We start from the raw sequence: 22,112 nt of genomic DNA on the forward strand, positions 1-22,112 counted from the left end.
GCAAAGCTTGCGCGCCCGGCATACCAGCCGGGCGTATTTTGCTATTCCCTTCCTGTCATAGACGTGTTACCAGCCCTCGCCAACTTCCAAGCAACACTTGCAAGATCGCCCGGTAGACGATTCGTTCCGGGCTTTCCTGTTTTTCACAGACGAAGGAATTGGCCATGGCACGCATTATTGAAACGCCGACCGGGTTGGATGCTCTCACATTCGACGACGTGCTCCTGCAGCCGGGACACTCCGAGGTCATGCCCGGCCAGACGAATGTCGCCACCCGCATCGCCCAGGATATCGATCTCAACCTGCCGATCATTTCAGCGGCAATGGATACGGTGACCGAAAGCCGTTTGGCGATCGCCATGGCCCAGGCCGGCGGTATCGGCGTTATCCACCGCAATCTGACGCCGGTGCAGCAGGCCGAAGAGGTTCGCCAGGTCAAGAAGTTCGAAAGCGGCATGGTGGTCAATCCGGTGACCATCGGTCCGGACGCTACGCTTGCCGAAGCACTCGCCTTGATGAAGGCGCACGGCATCTCCGGCATTCCGGTCGTCGAAAAGAGCCATCGCCTCGTCGGCATCCTCACCAATCGCGATGTCCGTTTCGCTTCCGACCCCTCGCAGAAAATCTACGAATTGATGACTCGCGAAAATCTCGTGACGGTCAAGGATGGCGTGCAGCAGCAGGAAGCCAAGCGCCTGCTCCACACGCATCGTATCGAAAAGCTGCTCGTCGTCGACGGCGATAGCCGTCTGGTCGGCCTGATCACCGTCAAGGACATCGAGAAGTCGCAGCTGAACCCGAACGCTTCCAAGGATGCGCAGGGCCGCCTGCGCGCTGCCGCGGCCATCAATGTCGGCGACGATGGCTTCGAGCGTGCTGAACGCCTGATCGAGGCCGGCGTCGACCTTCTGGTCGTCGACACTGCCCACGGTCATTCGCAGCGCGTTCTCGACGCCGTCGCCCGCGTCAAGAAGCTTTCCAATTCCGTCCGCATCATGGCAGGCAATGTTGCCACCTATGACGGCACGCGCGCACTGATCGATGCCGGCGCCGATGCGGTCAAGGTCGGTATCGGCCCCGGTTCGATTTGCACCACCCGCATCGTTGCCGGCGTTGGCGTGCCGCAGCTTGCCGCCATCATGTCGGCGGTCGAAGCGGCGCGGGAGCAGAATATCCCTGTCATCGCCGATGGCGGCATCAAATTCTCTGGCGACCTTGCCAAGGCGATCGCCGCCGGAGCATCGGCTGTCATGATCGGCTCGCTGCTTGCCGGCACGGACGAAAGCCCCGGCGAAGTCTTTCTTTACCAGGGCCGCTCCTTCAAGGCCTATCGCGGCATGGGCTCCGTCGGCGCCATGGCGCGCGGCTCGGCCGACCGCTATTTCCAGGCAGAGGTTCGCGACACGTTGAAGCTCGTCCCGGAAGGCATTGAAGGCCAGGTCCCTTACAAGGGTCCGGTTGCGGGTGTCCTGCATCAGCTCGCAGGCGGCCTCAAGGCTGCCATGGGCTATGTTGGCGGCGCTGATCTCAAGCAGTTCCAGGAGCGCGCAACCTTCGTGCGCATCTCCGGCGCTGGCTTGCGCGAAAGCCATGCCCATGACGTCACGATCACCCGCGAAAGCCCGAACTATCCGGGCGCAGGCGGCTGATCGATGGACGATCGTGCTCAGGGTAATGCCAGGTCCTTGCAGGGCCTGGCAGCGATCCTAGCAGCTCTTTCCCTGGCACTTTTCGCGTGGATCTACGCCGGCTTCGTGCGCGCCTTCAGCGAGGCGGCAGCCGGCCAACAAATGCTGGATGCGCGCATCGGCGGCTATGAGCGCGAAGACGTGCTTGCCATGCTGCGCTACCTCAAGGATCATCCGGATCCGGCGGCCATCCTGCATTCCATGTATCTCGGGCCGGAGCTGATCTTTCCGCTCGTGCTTGGTGGTCTGTTGTTCTGCCTGTTGCAGCTCATCGGCCCAACCGGCTTTTTCTTCGGCCGCGCGATCCCGCCGGGCGCAAGGGTCTTTATTTTCTGCCTGCCGATCGTCTATGCCGTTGTCGATTATGCCGAGAATATCGCCGGCCTCATGCTGTATCCGCCGGCCGCGCCATCGGATGCGACGGTAGCGCTTCTTTCGAGCGCGCTGCCCATTATCGTCAGGTTGAAGTTCCTGACCCTGGTGGTGACGGTTATTCTGCTGGCCCGCTTTGCAATTTTTCGCTACCTCTCGCGGGACGGCTCCAGACCGTCCTGATCGACCATTTTGGCTTTCTGAAATTCCAAAGGAGTTGGCGGCGTGACAGGCTATGAAATGTTTTGGCCCATGGTGGCGCATGCGGTGCTTGTCTTTGGCCTCTACGCGCTTCTTGGATGGCGTCGCCGTATTCTGGTCAAGGCTGGCCGCATCCAGCCCGCGCAGTTTCGCGAGAACCACGCGGCGAACGAGCCTGCCGAGAGCCTGGTGGTGCGCAACAGCCTTGCCAACCAGTTCGAACTTCCCTTGCTCTTTCACGTATGCTGCATCCTGCTCTACACTGCGCAGGCGGATAATCTGCCTTCCGTGATCCTCGCCTGGATCTTCGTCGCCACGCGCTATGCGCACGCTTTCGTGCATGTAACCAGCAACGATTTGCGCTATCGCAGCCCGCTCTTTGCGCTTGGCTTCGTGGCGCTTGTCGGCATGTGGGTCTGGCTCGGCATCTGGCTCGCCTTCTCCTGACGCCGTCGGCGTGACTGCGGGCGCAACCGGCGGTCACGTCTTTGTGTTTTTCCTTTACCGTTACGCCGCCGCCTGCTGACCTATCTTGTCAGCGGGTGGCCGGTCGTTTTCAGCTTGCTGCCAAGAAAACAGGGAGAACGGAACTATGAGCACGGAAAAGCCTGTTGTGACGCAGGCGATGATCAACGCCTATGACGAATACACGCATCTGACGCTCGATCGTCGGAGCTTCATGGAAAAGCTGACCAAGCTCGCAGGCTCGGCCGGTGCCGCCGCCGCCATCGCGCCGCTGCTTGCCGCCAACAAGGCGAGCGCCGAAGTCATCGCTGCCGACGACAACAGGCTTGCGACAAAGGACATGACGTTCACCGGCAGCAAGGGTGACATGAAGGGCTATCTCGCCCGGCCCAAGGATGCGGCCGGCAAGCTCGGCAGTGTCATCGTCATCCACGAGAACCGCGGCCTCAATGGGCATATCCGCGATATCGCCCGTCGCGTGGCTTTGGAAGGTTTCGTGGCGCTGGCGCCGGATTTCCTCTCGCCGCTCGGCGGCACGCCTGACGATGAGGACAAGGCACGGGATATGTTCACAAATCTCGATCCGGCATTGACCGCTGCCAATGCCGAGGCGAGCCTGACCTATCTTGCGAAGTTAGATGGAGCCAACGGCAAGATCGGTGCCATCGGCTTCTGCTGGGGTGGTGGCGTCGTCAACCGTTTTGCGACCATCTCGCCGGAGCTGAAAGCGGGCGTCGCCTATTATGGAGCTCAACCGGCGGCGAGCGAGGTGCCGAAGATCAAGGCGGCGCTATTGCTGCATTATGCCGGCTTGGATGATCGTATCAACGCCGGTATCGACGCCTATCGCAAGGAGCTACAGGCCGGCGGCAAAACCTTCGAGATCTTCGTTTACGACGGCGTCAATCACGCCTTTAACAATGACACTTCCGCTGCCCGCTACGACAAGAAAGCCGCCGATCTGGCGTGGGGAAGGACCATCGAATTTCTGAAGAAATATGTGTCCTAGAATGATACGGCTGGTCTCTATCAGCGTGCCTTCAGCACACTGATTACCCGGCCGAAACCATGTTTCGGCCGGGTTTCCGGGGTTTGCCCGCAGCTCCTAAGTGATGATTAAAATTGGACTTTTCCCGTTTACGCGCATTGAACGCGTCTGGTGTCATAGCGTCTGCCGCGCTTGAGCGTCGTTCAGTATGATAATGAAACGGGTAAAGAATGACTCCGGATAACCCAGACCGCATCACGTTCCGAAAGAGGCCACAGCAGGAGCGCAGCATCCAACGTGTCGATGCCATCCTGTCGGCCGCAGCCGCATTGATCGCCGAGAAAGGCGTCAGCGCCACGAAGATGACGGAACTGGCCGCGGTCGCCGCTATTCCGATCGGTTCCGTCTATCAGTACTTTCCGGACAAGGGGGCGATTGTCAGGGCCTTGCTCGATCGCCATGCCAGCCTCATCCAGCAGAAAGTCGAAGAGGCCTTTTCCACGGTTGCCTCGCTCGATCATGCCGTCGATTTGGTCTGCGGTATGATCGATTGGTACTACAGCGAGTTCCGCGGCGATCCGGCCTATCTGGGCGTCTGGCTCGGGACGGACATCGACAGGGATATCCTGCAGCTCAACATCCTGCACAGCAATCGCGTCGCTGAAATCTTCCTGGATAGTATCCAGCCCTTGCTGCCAGCCGAAAACCGTATCGACCTGAAAGCGCGCACCCAGCTCTTCAGCCATCTGATCGGCGCGTCGGTGCGTTTCGCGATCATGAGCGACGATGAAATGGCAAAGCGCATGCTCGGCGAATGGAAGCGAGTTATCCGCGCCACGCTGCTGGCGGAGCCGGCATTGTAGCGACAACCTAGGAAGATCGGTTGGTGGGCTGCCAGAGCAATTCCAGGAAAAGTGCGCAGCGGTTTTCCGTCCGGAATTGCTCAACGCAAACTGATAGAGCGTTTTCGCGTTTCGAAGAAAAGTGGAAAGGCTCTAGCTCACCAACCCGGCAAAATCTGCCCGGCGCGCCGTGGATAAATGCGTGCGTATGTCTTCACGTCGCCATCGAGATCATCGTCCACGACTGTCGGCGTGATGTTGTCCAGACAGGCGGAGATGTGGGCGGTAATGGCGTTCATCAGCGACACCGAAAGCCCGGGCCGCTTCATGATGCCGATCTGCACCGGCGGCAGGGATGGGAAGCCGTCTGCCTGGGTCAATACCTTCATACCCGTGCGCAGCGCCGATTCCGGCATGACCGAAACCGCCATGCCCGCCAGCACGGCGGCGGCAACGACGGTGCAGGACCAACTGGTGAACAGGATCTGATATTCGCGGCCGCCGGCATCGAGCGCCGAGCAGGCGAGCTGGCGCCACTGACAGTCCCGCCGTCCGACGGCGAGCGGAATGGGCGCGTCGTCGCGCAGCGGGTGATTGGCCGACCCGACCCAGCAGAGCGGCTCCGTCCGCACCACATCAGACATCCGCTCGCGCGGATTGTGAGTAACGAGCGCGATATCCAGCTCGCCGCGATGCATGCGCTCGGCGAGATCGACCGAGGGCTCGCAAACGATATAGAGCTCGACATTCGGATGCGTCTTGGCAAAACGGCCGATGATTTCGGGCATGTATCGGTCGGCATAATCGTCCGGCGTGCCGATGCGCAGCGTGCCTTCGAGACGGTTGTCGTCGAAAGCGGCGATGGCTTCATTGTTGAGCCGAATGATGCGGCGGGCATAGTTCAGCAGCTTTTCGCCTTCCGCCGTCAGCCTGTTGCCGCGGCCATCCTTGATGAAAAGCTGCTTGCCGACACGCTCTTCCAGCCGGCGCATCTGCATGGAAACGGCCGATTGCGTCTTGAACACGCGGTCGGCCGCCTTGGTGAAGCTGCCGGAATCCACGATTGCGATGAAGGTCTGCAACTGATCGATATCAAGCGGCGCGGACATGGGCTTACCTATAAAGGAGTTTGATAGTTATCATTAGAAACATTCGTTGGACTGATCAATAGGCCTTTGGCATCTTCTAAATGCAATTCAGCATACCAATCGAACAGACATTCCTGTTGAACTCCTCCCGGCCTGCGCCCCTCTCCCGATCCCTGGGGAGGGGCTCGGCTGGCGCGTGCCCCAGGGAAAGGATTACGGAAATGCGCACGACAGATCAGACCCTCGGCCTCGCAACGCCATCGCTGTCCCTGACGGCGCGCATGATGCTTGCTTTCGGCAATGTGGCATTCGTCTGGCGCGCGCTCCGCAATCGCCGCGAGATCGATTACCTGAACGAACTGGACGACGGCCAGCTGCGCGATATCGGGCTCACCCGCCAGGATCTCAATGCGGCGCTGACCACGTCGACCTTCTTCGAGGATCCGTCCAGCTACTTGACCCAGTCCGCGCGCCGCTGCGCGCGATCTTCGGTTTTCAGCAGCGCTGGCCGCTGATACCCGACAACAGTTTCCCCGCAGGGTGATAGCCAATAAGCCCTGCTTCTTTCCCGGTGTTCGGCCCAACGGCCAACACCGGGTTTTTTCTTTTGCAGATGCTTTATCTCATTGAATCTACGCATCAGGCTTTCCGAAAATCGATTCCGATTTTCGGGCCGATGCCGTAGTGGCGGATTGCATTCTCGACGGAAACTCGCCGGGCGCTTCTCATGGAAATACCCCGAGATCATGCGCGGGCAAGTTGCTTCCGACCGCAACTGTCTTATCTTACAGCCCGATTATCAGATCCGATTGAAAAGTAGGAATGCGACAATGGCAACGGTGATCTTCTTCCACTCCGTCTACGGCTTGCGTTCGCTCGAACACGAAGCCGTCGAGCGTGTGCAGGCGGCGGGGCATAGGGCTTTCGCACCCGATCTCTACGACGGGCTGATTGCTCGGACGATTGAGGAAGGCTTCGCATTCAAGGATGAAATCGGCTGGCCGACGATTTGCGAGCGCGCGGAATGGGCGTTGGCGGGGCTGCCGGCATCCACCGTGCTTGCCGGATTTTCCATGGGCGCCGCCGTAGCCGCAAGCCTTTGGCCCAAGCGTCAGAACACCGCCGGCATCCTGTTCCTCCACGGAATTGCTTCCATCGCCGACAACGCGCGCAAGGGCGTGCCGCTACAGCTTCATCTGGCCGAGCCGGATCCATTCGAATCCGAGGAAGACGTTGCCGGTTGGCGACAGGCTGTCGATCGGTCCGGTGTCGACGCAGAGATTTTCAGGTATCCGGGCGGCGGCGGCCATCTCTACACCGATGCCGGCCTGCCGGACTACAATGCTGGGGACGCCAATCTCACATGGACGCGTGTCCTGAATTTCCTTGACGCGATCGATGCCAAAGCATGATGCCGGGACGTGTGAACGGTTTCCGCTCGACGCCTCGCTTGGCTGCATAATTCCTTAGATCGGAATCGATTTGCGGATGAAATTTTGCAGCAAATTTAAAGTGCTACAGCGCCCTTCGCGCGTCACATATGGCGCGCGGCGCTGCAGGCGCAAGCCAACCGGACTTGAAACGGCGCAACTTGTCGCTTAGTTTATAGGCATCGTTGATACCAACAGGATGTGTGCCGCAATGGATTCTACCTCGACCGCAATGTCTTTCAGCCTTGCCATCGGGGAAATTCGTGCTCATGCCCATATCCATCGTTCTATCCAATCTTTCGTGGTCCACGCCTGACGGCCGGCCGCTTCTTTCCAATCTCGATCTGAGCTTCGGCGCCGAGCGCACCGGCCTTGTCGGTCGCAATGGCGTCGGCAAGACGACATTGATCAAACTCGTCGCCGGGGAACTGCAGCCGCAATCCGGCACGATTTCCTTCAACGGCAAATTGGGAATCCTGCGCCAGAGCGTGCAGGTGCAGGCCGAAGAAACCGTTGCCGATCTTTTCGGTGCGCGCGAGGCTCTGGCCATTTTGAAGCGTGCGGAGGCGGGCGAGGCGACGAACGAAGACCTTGCCGCGGCCGACTGGACGCTTGAACAGCGCATCGCCTCGGCGCTCGATCGCGTCGGGCTTGAGGTCACGGCGGAAACGCGCCTCGTGACTTTGTCGGGGGGGCAGCGCACGCGCTGCGGCCTTGCCGCCCTCATCGTCGACGATCCAGATTTCCTGATCCTCGATGAACCCACCAACAACCTGGATCGCGACGGACGTAAGGCAGTGATCGATCTGCTCGCGGGCTGGAGGGCAGGTGCCATCGTCATCAGCCATGATCGGGAGCTGCTCGATACCATGGATGCGATCGTCGAGCTGACGTCGCTCGGTGCCTCGCGCTATGGTGGCAGCTGGACAGAGTATCGAGAGCGGAAGGCATTGGAGCTCTCTGCAGCCGAGCATGATTTCGCCGAAGCCGAGAAGCGCGTCGCCGAAGTGGAGAAAAGCGCTCAGGCGGCGGTCGAGCGTCAGGCCAGACGAGACAAGGCCGGCCGGAAAACGGCGGCCAAAGGCGGCATACCGCGCATCCTGCTCGGCGGGATGAAAGAGCGAGCCGAAATGACCGGCGCCGAGAACACGCGGCTTGCCGAGCGGCGGCGCGGACAGGCCTTGCAGGATGCCGCGGCCGCCCGCGAAAAGATCGAGGTCCTGCAGCCCCTGACGGTCAAGGTTCCGACATCAGGCCTGCCGGCAAATCGGACCGTGCTCAGGCTGGGAGGCATTACCGCAGGCTATGATCCCGAGTGGCCGATCTTTCGCAACCTCGATATCGTCATGACGGGGCCGGAACGCGTCGCGATCACTGGGCCGAACGGGTCGGGCAAGACAACGCTCCTGTCGTTGATTTCCGGCGCGCTGGAACCGTGGAAGGGGACGGTGCGTGTTCTTCCATTCGCTCTGTTGGATCAGAGGGTGAGTTTTCTCGATCCGTCACTGTCGATCCGCGACAATTTCCGCAGGATCAATCCTGATGCAGACGAGAACGCCTGCCGCGCTGCCCTGGCACGGTTCATGTTCCGCGCCGATGCCGCGTTGCAGATCGTGTCGAGCCTGAGTGGCGGGCAGCTTCTGCGCGCCGGGCTTGCCTGCGTGCTCGGCGGCTCGGTGCCGCCGTCGCTGCTGATCCTGGACGAGCCCACAAACCATCTGGATATCGATTCGATCGCAGCCGTCGAAGCTGGGTTGCGTGCCTTTGATGGCGCGCTGCTGGTCGTCAGCCACGACGAGGTGTTTCTCGACAATATCGGCATAGAAAGACGGCTCGAGCTTCCTGCGCGAACCGTCTCGGCATCGCCGAATGCTTGATCGGCGTTGTCAGGCGTGACTCGGACTACTGCATAATTTCTTAAATCGGGATCGATTTGAGGATAAAATTATGCAGCAGATCTAAAATGCTATAGCGACCTTTGCGCGTCACGTATGACGCGCGGCGCTGTAGCGGATGCGATCGAGTTCCGTGATCGCATCGCCGGGCAGCGCCAGGCCGGCTGCGGCGATATTCTGCTGCAGGTGGGCGAGCGACGACGTGCCCGGAATGAGGAGAATATTCGGCGCACGATGCAGAAGCCATGCAAGCGCCACCTGCATCGGCGTCGCGCCGAGGCGTGTGGCGACATCGGAGAGGATGGAGGATTGCAGCGGCGTGAAACCGCCGAGGGGGAAGAACGGCACATAGGCGATCCCGTCTCGTCCCAGCTCGTCGATCAACGCATCATCCGTACGCTGTGCGAGATTGTAGAGGTTCTGCACGCAGACGATTTGCGCGATCTTGCGGCCCTCTGCGATCTGGTTGCGTGTGACGTTGCTGAGCCCAATATGGCGCACGAGCCCCTCACGCTGCAGTTCCGCAAGGGCAGTCAACGGCGCTTCGATGGAGCCTTCGATCGGGTGATGCGGGCTGAACATGATGCGGAGATTGACGACATCGAGCACGTCGAGCTGGAGGTTGCGCAGATTGTCGTGCACCGCCTGCTTCAGCTCGTCCGCTGCAAATGCCGGCAGCCAGGATGCATCGGTGCCGCGCCGCGCGCCGATCTTGGTGACTATGACCAGATCGTCGCGATAGGGATGGAGCGCCTCGCGGATCAGTCGATTGGTAACATGCGGCCCGTAGAAATCGCTGGTGTCGATATGGTCGACGCCGGAAACCACGGCCTCGCGCAGAACGGCAATGGCTGTGTCGTGGTCCTTCGGCGGGCCGAAGACGCCGGGCCCTGCGAGCTGCATGGCACCGTAGCCTAGCCGTTTGACGCGGCGGTCGCCAAGAGTGAAGCTGCCGGATTGATTGATGCTGGACATGGCTGTCTCCCTTTCAAGATGAAGCAGAGATAGGCTAAGTCTCAGTGTATGATAACCGGGTGCAATCTGCACGGGCTGTGCAGAATTTCGAACAGTGACTAAATTTAGCTTTGTTTCGGCGTCGCCTTGCCGTCAGCCTGCAGATAGCTGTCGAAGATTGCTTCCATGTTCTTTTGATAGTTCTTCTGCACTTCCAGGCCGCTGTCGAACATGGCGTTGAACATGTCGGTATAGGCGGCCATGTCGACGCCGGCGGTGGGCTGTGCCTTCGGCTCTTCCTTTGCCGGGGCAGCCGGCATCGGAAAGTTCTTCATCATGTCCTGAAACGCCTTGGCGAAAGGATTGTCGAGGAAGGGATTGGCAGTTGCGGCCTTCTCGCGCTTGGTCGGATCGGCCCCGAACATCAGTTCCATCGCCTGGGTGAAAGGATTGTCGAAGATGCTCGCCTGCGGGGTCGGTCGCTGCTTTGGCGCGAAGCCAATGGTCTGCAGCCAGCCTTGCATCATCTCGCCCATGGCGGTGTTGAGGAAGGGGTTGGACATCGGCGGAATCTGGCCGCTGGTCTCCTTGAAGAGCCCGCCCATCAGCGTGTCGGCCATGGCGGGCAGCATGCGTTTGTAGACTTCCTGGCCGATGCCGGTCATCTGCGCGGCCTGGGCGGCGATCGCGCGTGAGACGTCCTTGGAGCCGAACAGCCGTGCCAGCACATTGTTGCCGTCGGTGATGCCTTCGGGGGTAAAGGCCTTGCTCATGTCCTCGAAATATTTGGCATAGCTGCCTGACGTAATGTCCTGCATCACACCCATGAAATTATAGGGGTCCGTCGCACTGCGCTTGAAGCCGGTGGAAAAGGCGGGCATCAAGGCGGCCATCGCCTTCGTGGCCTGTTCCTGCGCGAGATTGAACTGCTTGGCCATGGCCTCGGTGGCGGCGCCGTTCTGTGCCTGCATCATCATGTCGAAGAGTGGCAGCATCGAAGTCCCTTTCCCCGCAGTGAGGCCGCTTCGGAATCAGGCGGCGCTTGATTCCGATACTATAGAGCACTTCCGGGAAAAGTGCGTAGCGGTTTTCGGTCCGGAATGCGGGAAAACAAAGAGATAGAGCGTCTTCGCGCTTCCGAAAGAACGCACGACGCTCTGGCGGGAAAAAAGGGGGCGCATACCGTTTCTGCCTTCGTGCCGCTACAGCATCGGCCCGAAAATCTGACACGCTTTTCGGAAAGCCTGATGCGTAGATTCAAGGAGATAGAGCGTCTTTGTGCGTCCAAAAGGAAGCACGACGCTCTAGGAGCAGGAAGGCAGACAAGCGTATGATCAGTATTGATATTCCTCGAAGATCGGCTCGACGGACTGGTTCCAGCGCCCGTTGTAAAGCATCAAGAGATCGTCGGCGAGCGTGCCCTTCTTGGCGAGCACTTCCTCGAGCGGTGCGAGGAACACGGTTTCGTCCTGCCCATCGCCGTTCAACCGACCGCGGTTCTTGAGGCCGAGGCGGGAAATGCCGACGACTTCGCGCGCTACATCCAGCAGGCTATGGCCCTTGATCGAGGCCTTCAGGCCTTCTGCCGGCACCACGTTCCGCAGCGCATTGACGTCGTCGAAGCTCCAGTTCTTGGTCAGCTCGTCGGCTGCTGCCAGTGCTTCGTCATCATAGAGCAGGCCGACCCAGAAGGCCGGCAGCGCACAGATGCGGCGCCAGGGGCCGCCGTCCGCGCCACGCATTTCGAGGAAGCGCTTCAGGCGCACATCGGGGAAGAGCGTTGAGAGATGGTTCGTCCAGTCGCCCATCGTCGGTTCCCAATCGGTGATTTCGCCCTTCAGCGTGCCGTCCATGAACTGGCGGAAGGTGACATGCGTACAGTCGTGGTAACGACCGTCGCGCACGACGAAATACATGGGAACGTCGAGCGCCCACTTTACATAATCTTCAAAACCGAAATCGTCGCGGAAGGTAAAATCGAGCAGGCCGCCACGGCGATTGTCGGTGTCCTTCCAGATTTCGCCGCGCCAGGATGAAAGCCCGTTCGGTTTCCCTTCGGTGAAGGGCGAGGAGGCGAAGAGCGCTGTTGCCAGCGACTGCAGCTTCATCGATACGCGCATCTTGTTGCGCATGTCGGCTTCCGACGAGAAGTCGAGATTCACCTGGATCGTGCAGGTGCGATACATCATATCGAGACCCATGGTGCCGACCTTTGGCATATAGCGGGTCATGATCTCATAGCGCGATTTCGGCATGCGCGGCGTTTCGGCCAGCGTCCATTTCGGGCTGCCGCCGACGCCGAGGAAGCGGATGCCCATGGGCTCGGCAATTTCGCGCACGGCCGCCAGATGGTTGTTCGATTCCTTGCAGGTCTCGTGAATGGTTTCGAGCGGCGCGCCGGAAAGTTCGAACTGGCCACCCGGCTCGATAGAGATGGCGCCCATGCCTGTGGGTTCGCCAAGGCCGATGATGTTTTCGCCGTCCATGATCGGATCCCAGCCGCTCTTCTTCTGCAGCCCCTTAAGAAGCGCGGAAATGCTGGCATCGCCGAAGTAGGGCACGGGGCTGTTGTCGGCGCGGAAGAACACGAACTTTTCGTGCTCGGTGCCGATGCGGAACTTCTCTTTCGGCTTGTTACCGGCGGCCAGATAGGCCGTCATTTCCGAGACCGAGGAGAGCGGAGTCTGGTCGGTAGTATCGCGCGCCATGGTATTACCTTAGATCTCGGAGGAGAACCCGCGCCAGTCGCAGGTCAATTGGAGGGTGATTGACGCGGATTGAGGTACGGTGCAAGTGAATTTCTTTCAAGGGTCGTTCAAAAAAATAGGATTTTATGTCTCGCAACTGCATCACACCCGTGACAGACGGCGGCATATTTGCACAAGCGTACAAGACATCTCGCTACTCGCATCGATAGTTTTGCCTCCACTGACATCAGGCGGAGCATATCGATGAACGGTCCAAACGGGCTCTATTACCCTATCTTGACGTTGCTTTTGACCTCGCTGGTCATCATGGGAAGTCCCGGCCCCTCGACGATCAGCGCGACGGCGATGGGCGCGGCCTATGGCTTCCAGCGGTCGCTCCGCTACGTCTGCGGCCTTATCGCGGGCACTGTTGCGGTATTGTTGGCTGTTGCGGCCGGTGTGGTTGCGATCCTGCTCTCCGTGCCGCACGGAGCTTTTGTGCTGACGGTGCTCTCGGCCGTCTATATTCTTTATCTCGCCTTCAAGATCGCGACTGCCCCGCCGCTGTCTCGCCGGGAAGATCAGGCATCGGCTCCCGCCTTCTCCGGCGGCTTCCTGTTGGCTGTCGCCAATCCAAAGGCCTATCTCGCGATCGCGGCCGTTTTTGCCGGCGTCAGCCTGTTTCACGACCAGAGGCTACTCGACGTCGCCGTCAAGATTACGCTTCTGGCCGGGATGATCGTCGCCATTCACATGATATGGCTTTTCGTCGGCGTTTCGCTTTCGCGCTTCCTTCAAGATCCGGCGGTCTCGCGGATCGTCAACGTCGCGCTGGCGATCCTGCTGATCGTTGCGACCATCGTCGCAATATTGGGGTAAGGCCTTAGTTCCAGTCGCCGATCGCCGCCTGTATCACCGCCATGGCGGCAACGGCCGCCGTGTCGGCGCGCAGGATGCGCGGTCCGAGCGGAATGGCCGTGACGAAGTCGAGGCTGCGCAGCAAAGCGCGCTCCTCTTCGGAAAAGCCGCCTTCGGGCCCGACCAACAGGGCGAGATGCTTCTCCTTAACCTGCGACAGCAGCGGCAGCGGATTCTGGCCGGCATCGCCTTCGTCGCAATAGATGATGCGGCGCTCGCGCGGCCAGCCGGCGAGCAGATCGGCAAGCTTCGCCGGTTCGGCCACATCGGGTATGCCGAGAATGCCGCATTGTTCCGCTGCCTCGATGACATTGGCCTTGACCTTGTCGAGGTTGGTGATCTTGCCCTGCACATGCTGCGTCATGACCGGCTGCAGCAGGCCTGCGCCCATTTCGACGGCCTTTTGCACGAGATAATCGAGCCGTCCCATCTTCAGCGGCGCGAAAAGGTAATGCAGATCCGATGGAGCGGGCTGCGGCCGCGTTTCCGCGATGGGCGTCAGCAGAATGCGTTTGCGGGAAGGAAAGGAAACGCTGACCTTCCATTCGCCGTCGCGGCCGTTGAAGACTAGCAGCTCGGCGCCGTCTTCCATGCGCAGAACGTTGGCGAGGTAGTTGAATTGCTCCTGATCGGCCTCGATGGCGAGACCCGCCTTGATGTCTGATGTCACGAACAGCCGCTGCATGCGGAAATTGGCGCGCATGAATTACCCCCTAAAGCAATTCCGGGAAAAGTTCGCAGCGGCTTTCCGGACGAAATTGCGTACAGCAAAAGATTGAGCCGTTCCGATCTTGCATGAACCGCCCTAAATGAAGAGCGCGACCATAACCCAATATACGCCGGCGGCAAGCAGGGCTGCGACCGGAACGGTAATCGCCCAGGCGGCGATGATGGTCATGAAGTGCGACCGGCGCACCAGCCGGCGGCGATGGATTTCGTCGGGATTGCGCTCGTCCGTGGTCTCCGGCTCGTTCCACGGAATGCCCGCAGCCTCCGCTCTCTTGCGCATATAGGCAAGACGCCGCTTCGAGCGGACGGTCGACCATTCGCGGAAGAAGCCGACCCCGAAAACCGCGCCGACGGCAATATGCGTCGAACTCACCGGAAAGCCGAACCATGCAGCGACGATGACGGTGAGCGCTGCAGACACGGCCACGCAATAGGCGCGCACCGGGCTAAGCTTGGTAATCTGCTCGCCGAGAAGGCGGATCAGGCGCGGTCCATAGAGCAGCACGCCCACGGAGATGCCGCAGCCGCCGATCATGACAACCCAGAAAGGCGCTTTATGCACAGTCGTTTCGGCCACCACGTTGAGCGAGCCGCCGATGCCGATGTCACGCACGATCGCCGCCAGCGGCCCGATGGCGTTGGCGATGTCGTTGGCGCCATGGGCAAAGGACATCAGTGCCGCAGAGCAGATCAGCGGCAGACGAAAGAGCTTGCGCAGCGAGCTGTTTTTGTTTTCGAGCCCAACGGATTGTGCCGCGACCAGAGGCCGCGCAACAAGCCAGACGCCAATGCCGACGCCAACGCCGATGGCGAGGTTCAGGATGTTGGGAATCGTACCCTTCGGCTCCAGCTGAACGACGAGATAGCCGCTAAACGCGCCCGCCATGAGCCCGATCAGGATTGGAATCCAATGTCGCGCGGCGGCGATTTTGTCATCGCGGTAGATGATGAAGGTTTCGATGAAGTAGAGGATGCTGGCGGCGATGGTGCCGCCGAGGAAGGGGGTTATCACCCACCCCGCGGAGATTGCCGCCAAGACATGCCAGTTCACCAGTTCCGGGCCGACCGCCGCCGCACCGGCACCGACGACCGCTCCGACGATCGTGTGCGTGGTCGAGACCGGTGCCTTCAGCCAGGTCGCGAAATTGATCCAGAGGGCTGCGGCCAGCAGCGCGGCCATCATCAGCCAGGCCAGCTTGCCAATGCTGATGATCCGGTCGGTATCGACGATATGGGTGGAAATGGTGTTGATGACCGGGCCGCCAGCGATGGTCGCGCCCAGGATTTCGAAGATGGCGGCCATGACCAGCGCCTGCGTCATGGTGATCGCACGCGCACCCACCGCAGCGCCGACGTTGTTGGCCACGTCCTTCGCGCCGATGTTCATGGCCATGTAGCCGGCAAGTGCGACTGCGGCGAAGATAAGCGTGGCGCGCGGCTTGTCGAACACGTAGATGCCGGCGAAGACCATGGCAAGGCCGAGGAAGATCAACCCCAGGCCCGGCGCCACCAGGCGCTTGGTGACATGGTGGGTCGCATCCTCGACATAGGTGAATTTGTCGAGGTCCTTGTCGAGCGTCCGTTTTACTGGTGTGGCCGGTCGGTCGGGCATGCAATTCTCTGAAACAAAACTCTCGTATTGCGCCGCATGAGGGGCCGCGCAATATCCACGATGGATACTGACACAATTTCTTGTGAGTATTGTGGCTTACTTCGTCTGCGCGATCGCGCCGGTTTGGGTCATCCGCTGTGAGAAGGCGAGGATCAGGTCCCGCAATTCCGGCTCGCGAACGCGCTTGACAGCTTCGTCGCAGGAAACCCATTCCATCGAGCGCTCGCCCTTCTCCTTGAAGTTCTTGACGAGTTCGCTGACCTCGAGCGCATAGACCTGCACGCGGCAAGGCACCTGAATGCCGTCCTTCAGCACCTTGTCGTAACCGAACGAGCCGAGCGGTGCTGTCTCCACAGTGCCGCGCACGCCGGCCTCTTCATAGGCCTCGCGTGCCGCCACTTCGTGGGACAATTTGCCGGGCATCGGCCATCCCTTCGGAATGACCCACCGGCCGGTGTCGCGGCTGGTGAGCAGCAGCATCTCGAGATCGCCCGTCTTTTTCTTCACCCGATAACAGAGCGCGGCATACTGCTGTCGCGGCGGACGCCGAAACATGAGTTGCACATCATTTGCTATACGGCTGAGTATGGCCAATTGTCGGTTCACCTTTGGGGTTTGGGATGCTGCTTCGGCTTAATCATAACATTATGTGGAAAAAAATTGCGTCGCATATGCGGATATATGGTATTTCCCCACAAATTTATTGAGTGGTGAGTAGATAAAAGTGAAGCGGTTTGTCCCCTGATATTCGCCAGGGATTGTGCAGAAAGCGACATTCGGCAGCATTTTCATGCCGCAGATGGCGCAGTTGCTTGGGCATGCCACCATTGCCTTGGAAAGAAAGATAAAACCTTGTCATGCCAGACCGCATTGTGTCCCGATATTTGCCACCCCTGAACGCATTGCGCGCCTTTGATGCCGTGGCGCGTCGCGGCAGCATCTTAAAGGCGGCGGAGGAACTCGGCGTCGTACGCGGCGCCGTCAGGCAGCAGTTGACCCTGCTCGAAACCCATTTCGGCGTGCCTTTGTTCGATCGGGAAAACGGCCGGCTCGTGCTGACGGCAAAGGGCAGGGCATTCGCCGATTCCGTCGGCGTTGCCTTCGGGATTCTTGCACGGGCGTCCGCCGAGATGTCGGAGGGAAATCGCCGTATGCTCCGCCTCGGGGTTCCCTCGGCCTTCGCCATCTGGTGGCTGATGCCGCGCGTGGCCGACCTGCAGGCGGCTCTCGACGGCGTCGATATAGACATCGTGCCGATGGCGACGGTCGAACCTCTGGCGAGGCGCGCCGATCTCGAGGCGGTCATCATGGGCGGTGAATACAGGCCGACGCGGGATATCACGGCCATTCGCTTCATGGAGGATGAGTTTGCACCCGTCGCCACGCCGGACGTCTCGGCTCGCTTGGGTCTTGATGCCGGCGTCGCTGCCTTGAGCGGTGCGGTCGCGCTTGGCAGCCGTTCCGCTCCGAGCCTCTGGGATGACTGGTTTGCCGAAAGTGGTCAAGCACCTGTCCGGTTCGCCCGCAAAAGCGAATTCGAGGATCTGCTGCTCGCCATCGGTGCGGCCCGTTCGGGCCTCGGCGTTGCCATTGCGCCTCGGACGGCCGTTGGCGAGGATCTGGAACGCGGGACGCTGGTCGCGCCCTATGGCTTCATTCGGCGACCGGCCGGCTACAGCCTCAGCATCCGCAGCAGCGACACGAAGGATCCGGCGCTCGTCCGGTTGGCCGATTGGCTGAGCAGCGCAGGGGCTGCGCAATCCTAGCAAGACATTCGGCCTGATAGCGGCCGCGGACAGGCATGGCAGATTTTCTGCCACGCAGCCTATTCCAATGTCCATCGACAGGCCGTTGCCCGTCGTGCCAGATCGGCCCAACGAACCAGTCGCCAGGAGCACGTCATGCATCAGCCTTCTTCTTTGTCTCGTATCGATTGGGTTGCCCAAAGCTGCCGTTTGCTCGCCGCAACGACCAGTGAATTTCGCGAAACAAAGCCCTTTGCCGGTCTGACCATCGGCACCGGCATTCATCTGGAGCCGAAGACGGTGGCATTGCTGATGACCTTGCGCGCTGGCGGCGCCGGTCTCGTCTGCACCGGCAATCTCAACAGCACCCAGCCTGAAACCGTGGATTATCTGCGCGCCCAAGGCATCAAGATGTTTGCGACACAGACGCGCGATGCCGATGAGCATGGCGCAAGCCTTGATGCGATCCTGGCGGAAAAGCCGGACCTGCTGCTCGACAATGGCGGCGACCTCTTTGCACGCGCGGCCGATCGGTCCTATGCCAATCTCCTCGGCGGCACGGAAGAAACCACCTCCGGCCGTACCCGCCTCATGCCGATGCGCGACAAGCTCAACATGCCGATCCTTGTCATCAATGACAGCCCGATCAAGCAATTCGCCGAAAACCGCCACGCCGTTGGGCAGAGCATGTTCGAGAGCTATCTGCGCTTTACCAATCGCTCCACCAACGGCAAGCGCGTCACAGTTTTCGGCTACGGCGCCTGTGGTAAGGGGACGGCGGCCTGTTTCCGCAACGCCTTTTCCGCGGTCAGCGTCGTCGACATCGATCCGGTCACCACGCTCGAAGCGCATCTCGATGGCTTCACGACGCCATTGCGCGAAGCGGCGATCCGCTCTGCCGATGTTCTCGTGACCGTTACCGGCTATCCGAACATCATTACTGCAGCCGATCTGTCGCTTATCAAGGATGGCGCGATTCTGATGAATGGCGGCCACTTCCCGCATGAGATCGACGTCGAGGCATTCCGCGCCAGCCCGGAGGTCGCCGATATCGATCGCTACGAGGCCGAATATATCGAGACCGTGCGTATGCGCGATGGCCGTACCTTCCACATTCTCGGCGGTGGCCATATGGCCAATCTCGCCGGGCCGCGCCCGCTCGGCAACACCGTCGAATCCATGGATCTCGGTTTCACCCTGCAGGCTCGCTGCCTGGAGCGTGTCGCCAAAGGCGGGCTCGGCAAGGAGGCCTGCGTCATCCCGGTTCCCGCCGATATCGATGCTGTGGTCGCCTCCGCCTACCTGGATCTGGCGCAGTAGGTGCTTGGCTCGTGAGTGTGCAGGCGCGGCATCGACCTGGATTGATCAGGAAGAAAATGCATTGAGGGAAGTATTCTTCACGGCAATGCCCCACGACGCCGCGCCTTGGAGCCGAACTCCGGGCCTCGCAAGAGAGCACCCGGTCCCTTGCGGATCGAGTGCAAGATTCACACGAAATCCAGGCTAGACTGACTGGTCGCAGGCGCAGCACACGCTATCTTGTCAACGCGGATCCAACCTGCTCCTGGAGGACAGTCATGTGGCGTCGTGCGATAGGGTTGATAGGCGGCGTGCTGCTTCTGGCAGGCCCCGCTATGGGGCAAGACGACCAGCCGACGATGTGGAAGGGGTTTTGCCAAGTCGATCAGCAAGGGGTGAAACCTTGCAGCATCAGCGATCGTGTTTCCGCAGACGGTCAGCACCATCTTCAATTTTCGTTTGGGGGCAAATCTGCCGGCTTTCTCGGCAGGAGCAGCGGCCCCTGGTGGTCGGGCGAGCTGGATGGCCGGCCGGCGATGGGCTATGAGCCATGGCGCGGTCACACCGTATTCTCCACCCGGGACCTCAAGACGACCTTCGAGTGGTGCGACAAGCAATCGTCGGATGGATCCTGCTGACGCCGTCTTTGCTTCGAGCGAAAAGCCGGCGAGGAGCTTGCGCCTCGCCTCAAACGGCGTCCGCGCTGCTTAGCGCGGCTGGAAACCGTTTGCGGTTAGAGTGAGCCGGCTCATGTCGATCCCCTGTTGTGACAGGCTCTGCCTCACCTCTTGCGCCAGTGTCGCCAACATTTCGGGCCTGTTCTGCGTGACCGCCTGCTCGCGCGTGACCACGGCCGAACAAATTTGATACATTGCGACTTCGGCCTTGGTTTGACGCTGCGAGGCGTCTTCTCTCTGAGACCTCCATGTCGAAACGATCTGGTCGCGGACCGCCTGCACTTGGGCGACGGGAGGTAACGTGGTTCGCTGATTTGCGGACATCCACATGACGACCATATAGGCCGCCATCACGTCGGCAAAGTTGTCGTCGCGCAGACCATAGGGCTGCACCATCTTCGCAAAGGTGGTGCGGACGTTGCCGAAAAGACGGTCGGCTTGCTCCGCCACTGCCCTTCCTTTGTCCTTGGTCAATTGTCCGATGACGAGATTGTGCACCTTGCTCGATATGGCGGGATCGCTGCCAATCTGAAAATCCGCTGGGTTGGACGACGCCTGCGGGCCGAGACGATGGCGCTCACCCATACGGCTTGTCTTTCCTTGCCCGGCCCTTTGTTCGAACATCCGCTGCTGGTCGATGAGTTGCCCCGTCATGACCATGTTGTTGAAGCTGTTGGGGAAGGTCGTCTGCGCCTTGGCCGGCGGAGCGACCGCCATGGCAAGGAAGGGGAGCAGAAGGAATGCGGATAACCGTCGTAACGTGATCATGATCCAATCCTCTGAATAGAACGAACCAATCGGAGAGCGGGTTTTGTGCCAAGCCTGGTCGTCGCTCGTCAGGCACAGGGATTATCATGAATCTCGTGCTGGCGCAGTGGAGCCTCAGTTTTCCGGAACCGCGATCAAGGCAATCTTGAACGGCAGTCGCTCCGGACAGCCATTTTCATTCAGGAGCGCGAGGGCGAGATAGCGAGGCGACCAGCCGTCGCTGCCCCATGATGCGAGCCGATAAAGGGCGTGCTCCGTCGAATAGGGCGAGGCTTGCCAATCCGCCGGCAATTGTTCGCGGTAACCGGCGGTGAGCTTTTCCCAGTCGATCGTCTCGGGCACTTTGAGCCGCTCGATGCTGACATGCTTGAATGCCGGTTTCAGCACTGTGACGAGATCGAGCGCCGCGGAATCGATTGCGGGACCACAACCGAGGTCTTCCCGCAGCTGCGCCACGCCTGACAAGGGCTGCGGCTTTGTTGCTGGCGGCTGCGGGGCGCTGCAGCCGCAAAGTAACCCGAACAGCACCGCAGGAAGCAGCAACCGCGACCCCGACTGCACCACAGGCACCGAGATGACCGCGTAGATGATCAGCAATGCGTGCGCGAGCATGCCCAAGAAGTCACCTTGAGTTTGGACCGTCGGGATCGGCGGTTAAGCGTTGCCAACGATCATGATGGCTGGCACATGCGACTGCCTCAACCTATCATGAGATCCATTCGAAGTGCATGGCGATCTTCAAAGTTCGTTTCTTGCGCCTTAAACCCCTGGTCCCAGCCGCCTATCGCTCCCAATAGGGCACGGGCCCATAAAGTTCCGTCAGGAAGTCGATGAACACGCGCACTTTCGCCGGCAGGAACTGCCTGGTCGGATAAACGGCCGACAGCGTGACATTGTGTGACCCCTCATAGGCAGGCAACACCTGAACGAGGCGGCCATCGCGCAATTCGGGACCGACGTCCCAGGTGGAGCGCAACGCAATGCCGAAGCCGGCGATGACGGCTTCCCGAATGACTTCACTCGAATTGGTAATGAGTTTGCCCTCCGGCCGGAAGGTCAGGCCTCCACGCGGGCCGTCCAGTCGCCAGGGATCGTGGTTGTGCGCGGGTAGGCAGATATGCCGGCGCAAATCCTCGATATCCTCGGGCATGCCATGGGTCTTGATGTAGGAGGGGGCGGCGCAGAGCACCCGGCGCACGGGCGCAAGCCTGCGAGCGACTAGGCTCGAATCGGTGAGTTCGGCGATACGGATGGCGATATCGAAGCCGCCGCCGACGATATCGACGAACTCGTCGCTGAGCACCAGATTGATCGCCAGATCCGGATGCGCCTGCATAAAGGACTTCAGATGTGGGGCGATGTGTAATCGGCCGAAGGAGGTCGGCGCGGAGATTTTTAAAGTGCCCTGCATCTGCGCCGAGCGGCCGGCGATATAGGCTTCCGCCTCTTCCAGCCCGGCCAGGATGGCAAGCACCCGGTCATAGAAGCCCTGACCGGCTTCGGTCAGCGAAATCTGCCGCGTCGTCCGTTGCAGAAGCCGTGTGCCGAGCCTGTCTTCCAGGCGCTTGATGCGTTTTGATATGACTGCGGGAGAAAAACCGAGCGCGCGACCGGCCAGCGACATGCTGCCCGTGGCGACGACGCTGGCGAAGATTTCAAGGTCCCCAAGATTGGTCATGCACGATTATTTCCTGTTTTGGAATAAATGCTTATCATTTGCGCCAAATTTGGGAAAGCGCTAAGCCTGTAATGCG

General features: G+C 60.3%; 22 protein-coding genes. 12 read left to right on the forward strand and 10 right to left on the reverse strand.

What is annotated here, in order from left to right:
* Positions 1-164 precede the first annotated feature (164 nt).
* The 5 genes from guaB (at position 165) to ACIQJ2_RS15560 (ending at position 4,577) form a co-directional block, all read left to right on the forward strand.
* Positions 165-1,649 (forward strand): IMP dehydrogenase, encoded by a 1,485-nt coding sequence (gene guaB, locus ACIQJ2_RS15540; protein WP_400667712.1) that lies wholly within the window; start codon positions 165-167, stop codon positions 1,647-1,649.
* A 3-nt stretch (positions 1,650-1,652) separates the two neighbouring features.
* Positions 1,653-2,243 (forward strand): hypothetical protein, encoded by a 591-nt coding sequence (locus ACIQJ2_RS15545; RefSeq protein WP_400667710.1) that lies wholly within the window; start codon positions 1,653-1,655, stop codon positions 2,241-2,243.
* A gap of 42 nt (positions 2,244-2,285) precedes the next feature.
* A complete protein-coding gene (locus tag ACIQJ2_RS15550) occupies positions 2,286-2,708 on the forward strand; it encodes an MAPEG family protein (protein ID WP_199148658.1) in 423 nt (140 codons plus the stop codon).
* A 145-nt stretch (positions 2,709-2,853) separates the two neighbouring features.
* Entirely contained in the window at positions 2,854-3,735 is an 882-nt protein-coding gene (locus ACIQJ2_RS15555) for a dienelactone hydrolase family protein (protein ID WP_400667707.1), read from the forward strand.
* Between the two features lie 209 nt (positions 3,736-3,944).
* The gene (locus tag ACIQJ2_RS15560) at positions 3,945-4,577 is read left to right on the forward strand and encodes a TetR/AcrR family transcriptional regulator (protein WP_199148660.1); all 633 of its coding nucleotides are present in this window, start codon (positions 3,945-3,947) and stop codon (positions 4,575-4,577) included.
* A 137-nt stretch (positions 4,578-4,714) separates the two neighbouring features.
* Here the strand turns inward: ACIQJ2_RS15560 and ACIQJ2_RS15565 are convergent, their stop codons facing one another.
* Complete coding sequence (locus tag ACIQJ2_RS15565; RefSeq protein WP_199148661.1) at positions 4,715-5,665, reverse strand: LysR substrate-binding domain-containing protein; 951 nt, start codon at positions 5,663-5,665, stop codon at positions 4,715-4,717.
* A gap of 200 nt (positions 5,666-5,865) precedes the next feature.
* Here ACIQJ2_RS15565 and ACIQJ2_RS15570 point away from each other — a divergent pair, with 200 nt between their 5' ends.
* The 3 genes from ACIQJ2_RS15570 to ACIQJ2_RS15580 all read left to right on the forward strand — a co-directional run bounded on the left by ACIQJ2_RS15570 (position 5,866) and on the right by ACIQJ2_RS15580 (position 8,951).
* Positions 5,866-6,159: a DUF1127 domain-containing protein gene (locus ACIQJ2_RS15570; protein ID WP_199148662.1), complete on the forward strand. Its 294-nt coding sequence runs from the start codon at positions 5,866-5,868 to the stop codon at positions 6,157-6,159.
* 315 nt (positions 6,160-6,474) lie between these two features.
* Positions 6,475-7,056: a dienelactone hydrolase family protein gene (locus ACIQJ2_RS15575; protein WP_400667693.1), complete on the forward strand. Its 582-nt coding sequence runs from the start codon at positions 6,475-6,477 to the stop codon at positions 7,054-7,056.
* Between the two features lie 287 nt (positions 7,057-7,343).
* Positions 7,344-8,951: an ABC-F family ATP-binding cassette domain-containing protein gene (locus ACIQJ2_RS15580; protein ID WP_400667692.1), complete on the forward strand. Its 1,608-nt coding sequence runs from the start codon at positions 7,344-7,346 to the stop codon at positions 8,949-8,951.
* A gap of 108 nt (positions 8,952-9,059) precedes the next feature.
* Here the strand turns inward: ACIQJ2_RS15580 and ACIQJ2_RS15585 are convergent, their stop codons facing one another.
* From ACIQJ2_RS15585 to ACIQJ2_RS15595, 3 genes are all read right to left on the reverse strand, one after another.
* Complete coding sequence (locus ACIQJ2_RS15585) at positions 9,060-9,944, reverse strand: aldo/keto reductase family oxidoreductase (protein ID WP_400667690.1); 885 nt, start codon at positions 9,942-9,944, stop codon at positions 9,060-9,062.
* A gap of 104 nt (positions 9,945-10,048) precedes the next feature.
* Positions 10,049-10,918, reverse strand: coding sequence for a DUF937 domain-containing protein (locus ACIQJ2_RS15590; RefSeq protein WP_199148666.1), 870 nt, complete (start codon positions 10,916-10,918; stop codon positions 10,049-10,051).
* 339 nt (positions 10,919-11,257) lie between these two features.
* Complete coding sequence (locus ACIQJ2_RS15595) at positions 11,258-12,631, reverse strand: glutamate--cysteine ligase (protein WP_400667688.1); 1,374 nt, start codon at positions 12,629-12,631, stop codon at positions 11,258-11,260.
* A 243-nt stretch (positions 12,632-12,874) separates the two neighbouring features.
* Here ACIQJ2_RS15595 and ACIQJ2_RS15600 point away from each other — a divergent pair, with 243 nt between their 5' ends.
* Positions 12,875-13,489, forward strand: a complete 615-nt coding sequence (locus ACIQJ2_RS15600) for a LysE family translocator (protein WP_400667686.1) — start codon at positions 12,875-12,877, stop codon at positions 13,487-13,489.
* A 4-nt stretch (positions 13,490-13,493) separates the two neighbouring features.
* Here the strand turns inward: ACIQJ2_RS15600 and ACIQJ2_RS15605 are convergent, their stop codons facing one another.
* From ACIQJ2_RS15605 to ACIQJ2_RS15615, 3 genes are all read right to left on the reverse strand, one after another.
* Positions 13,494-14,231, reverse strand: a complete 738-nt coding sequence (locus tag ACIQJ2_RS15605) for a 16S rRNA (uracil(1498)-N(3))-methyltransferase (RefSeq protein WP_400667684.1) — start codon at positions 14,229-14,231, stop codon at positions 13,494-13,496.
* A gap of 102 nt (positions 14,232-14,333) precedes the next feature.
* A complete protein-coding gene (locus ACIQJ2_RS15610; protein ID WP_199151409.1) occupies positions 14,334-15,869 on the reverse strand; it encodes an inorganic phosphate transporter in 1,536 nt (511 codons plus the stop codon).
* A gap of 96 nt (positions 15,870-15,965) precedes the next feature.
* Positions 15,966-16,424, reverse strand: a complete 459-nt coding sequence (locus ACIQJ2_RS15615) for an NUDIX hydrolase (RefSeq protein WP_400667682.1) — start codon at positions 16,422-16,424, stop codon at positions 15,966-15,968.
* Between the two features lie 302 nt (positions 16,425-16,726).
* On the opposite strand from ACIQJ2_RS15615, the gene ACIQJ2_RS15620 reads away from it, so the two are divergent.
* From ACIQJ2_RS15620 to ACIQJ2_RS15630, 3 genes are all read left to right on the forward strand, one after another.
* Positions 16,727-17,635 (forward strand): LysR substrate-binding domain-containing protein, encoded by a 909-nt coding sequence (locus ACIQJ2_RS15620; RefSeq protein WP_400667680.1) that lies wholly within the window; start codon positions 16,727-16,729, stop codon positions 17,633-17,635.
* 135 nt (positions 17,636-17,770) lie between these two features.
* A complete protein-coding gene (locus ACIQJ2_RS15625) occupies positions 17,771-18,934 on the forward strand; it encodes an adenosylhomocysteinase (RefSeq protein ID WP_400667678.1) in 1,164 nt (387 codons plus the stop codon).
* A 257-nt stretch (positions 18,935-19,191) separates the two neighbouring features.
* Complete coding sequence (locus ACIQJ2_RS15630; protein ID WP_400667676.1) at positions 19,192-19,551, forward strand: hypothetical protein; 360 nt, start codon at positions 19,192-19,194, stop codon at positions 19,549-19,551.
* Between the two features lie 69 nt (positions 19,552-19,620).
* Here ACIQJ2_RS15630 and ACIQJ2_RS15635 read toward each other — a convergent pair whose 3' ends face one another.
* From ACIQJ2_RS15635 to ACIQJ2_RS15645, 3 genes are all read right to left on the reverse strand, one after another.
* Positions 19,621-20,358 carry a hypothetical protein gene (locus ACIQJ2_RS15635; RefSeq protein ID WP_400667674.1) on the reverse strand — a complete coding sequence of 246 codons (738 nt, stop codon included), beginning with the start codon at positions 20,356-20,358 and terminating at the stop codon, positions 19,621-19,623.
* Between the two features lie 114 nt (positions 20,359-20,472).
* Positions 20,473-20,970: a hypothetical protein gene (locus ACIQJ2_RS15640; protein WP_400667672.1), complete on the reverse strand. Its 498-nt coding sequence runs from the start codon at positions 20,968-20,970 to the stop codon at positions 20,473-20,475.
* A gap of 169 nt (positions 20,971-21,139) precedes the next feature.
* The gene (locus tag ACIQJ2_RS15645) at positions 21,140-22,036 is read right to left on the reverse strand and encodes a LysR family transcriptional regulator (RefSeq protein WP_400667670.1); all 897 of its coding nucleotides are present in this window, start codon (positions 22,034-22,036) and stop codon (positions 21,140-21,142) included.
* Between the last annotated feature and the right edge of the window lie 76 nt (positions 22,037-22,112).

It is taken from the genome of Rhizobium sp. NPDC092011 (assembly GCF_044756305.1).
GTDB lineage: Bacteria > Pseudomonadota > Alphaproteobacteria > Rhizobiales > Rhizobiaceae > Rhizobium.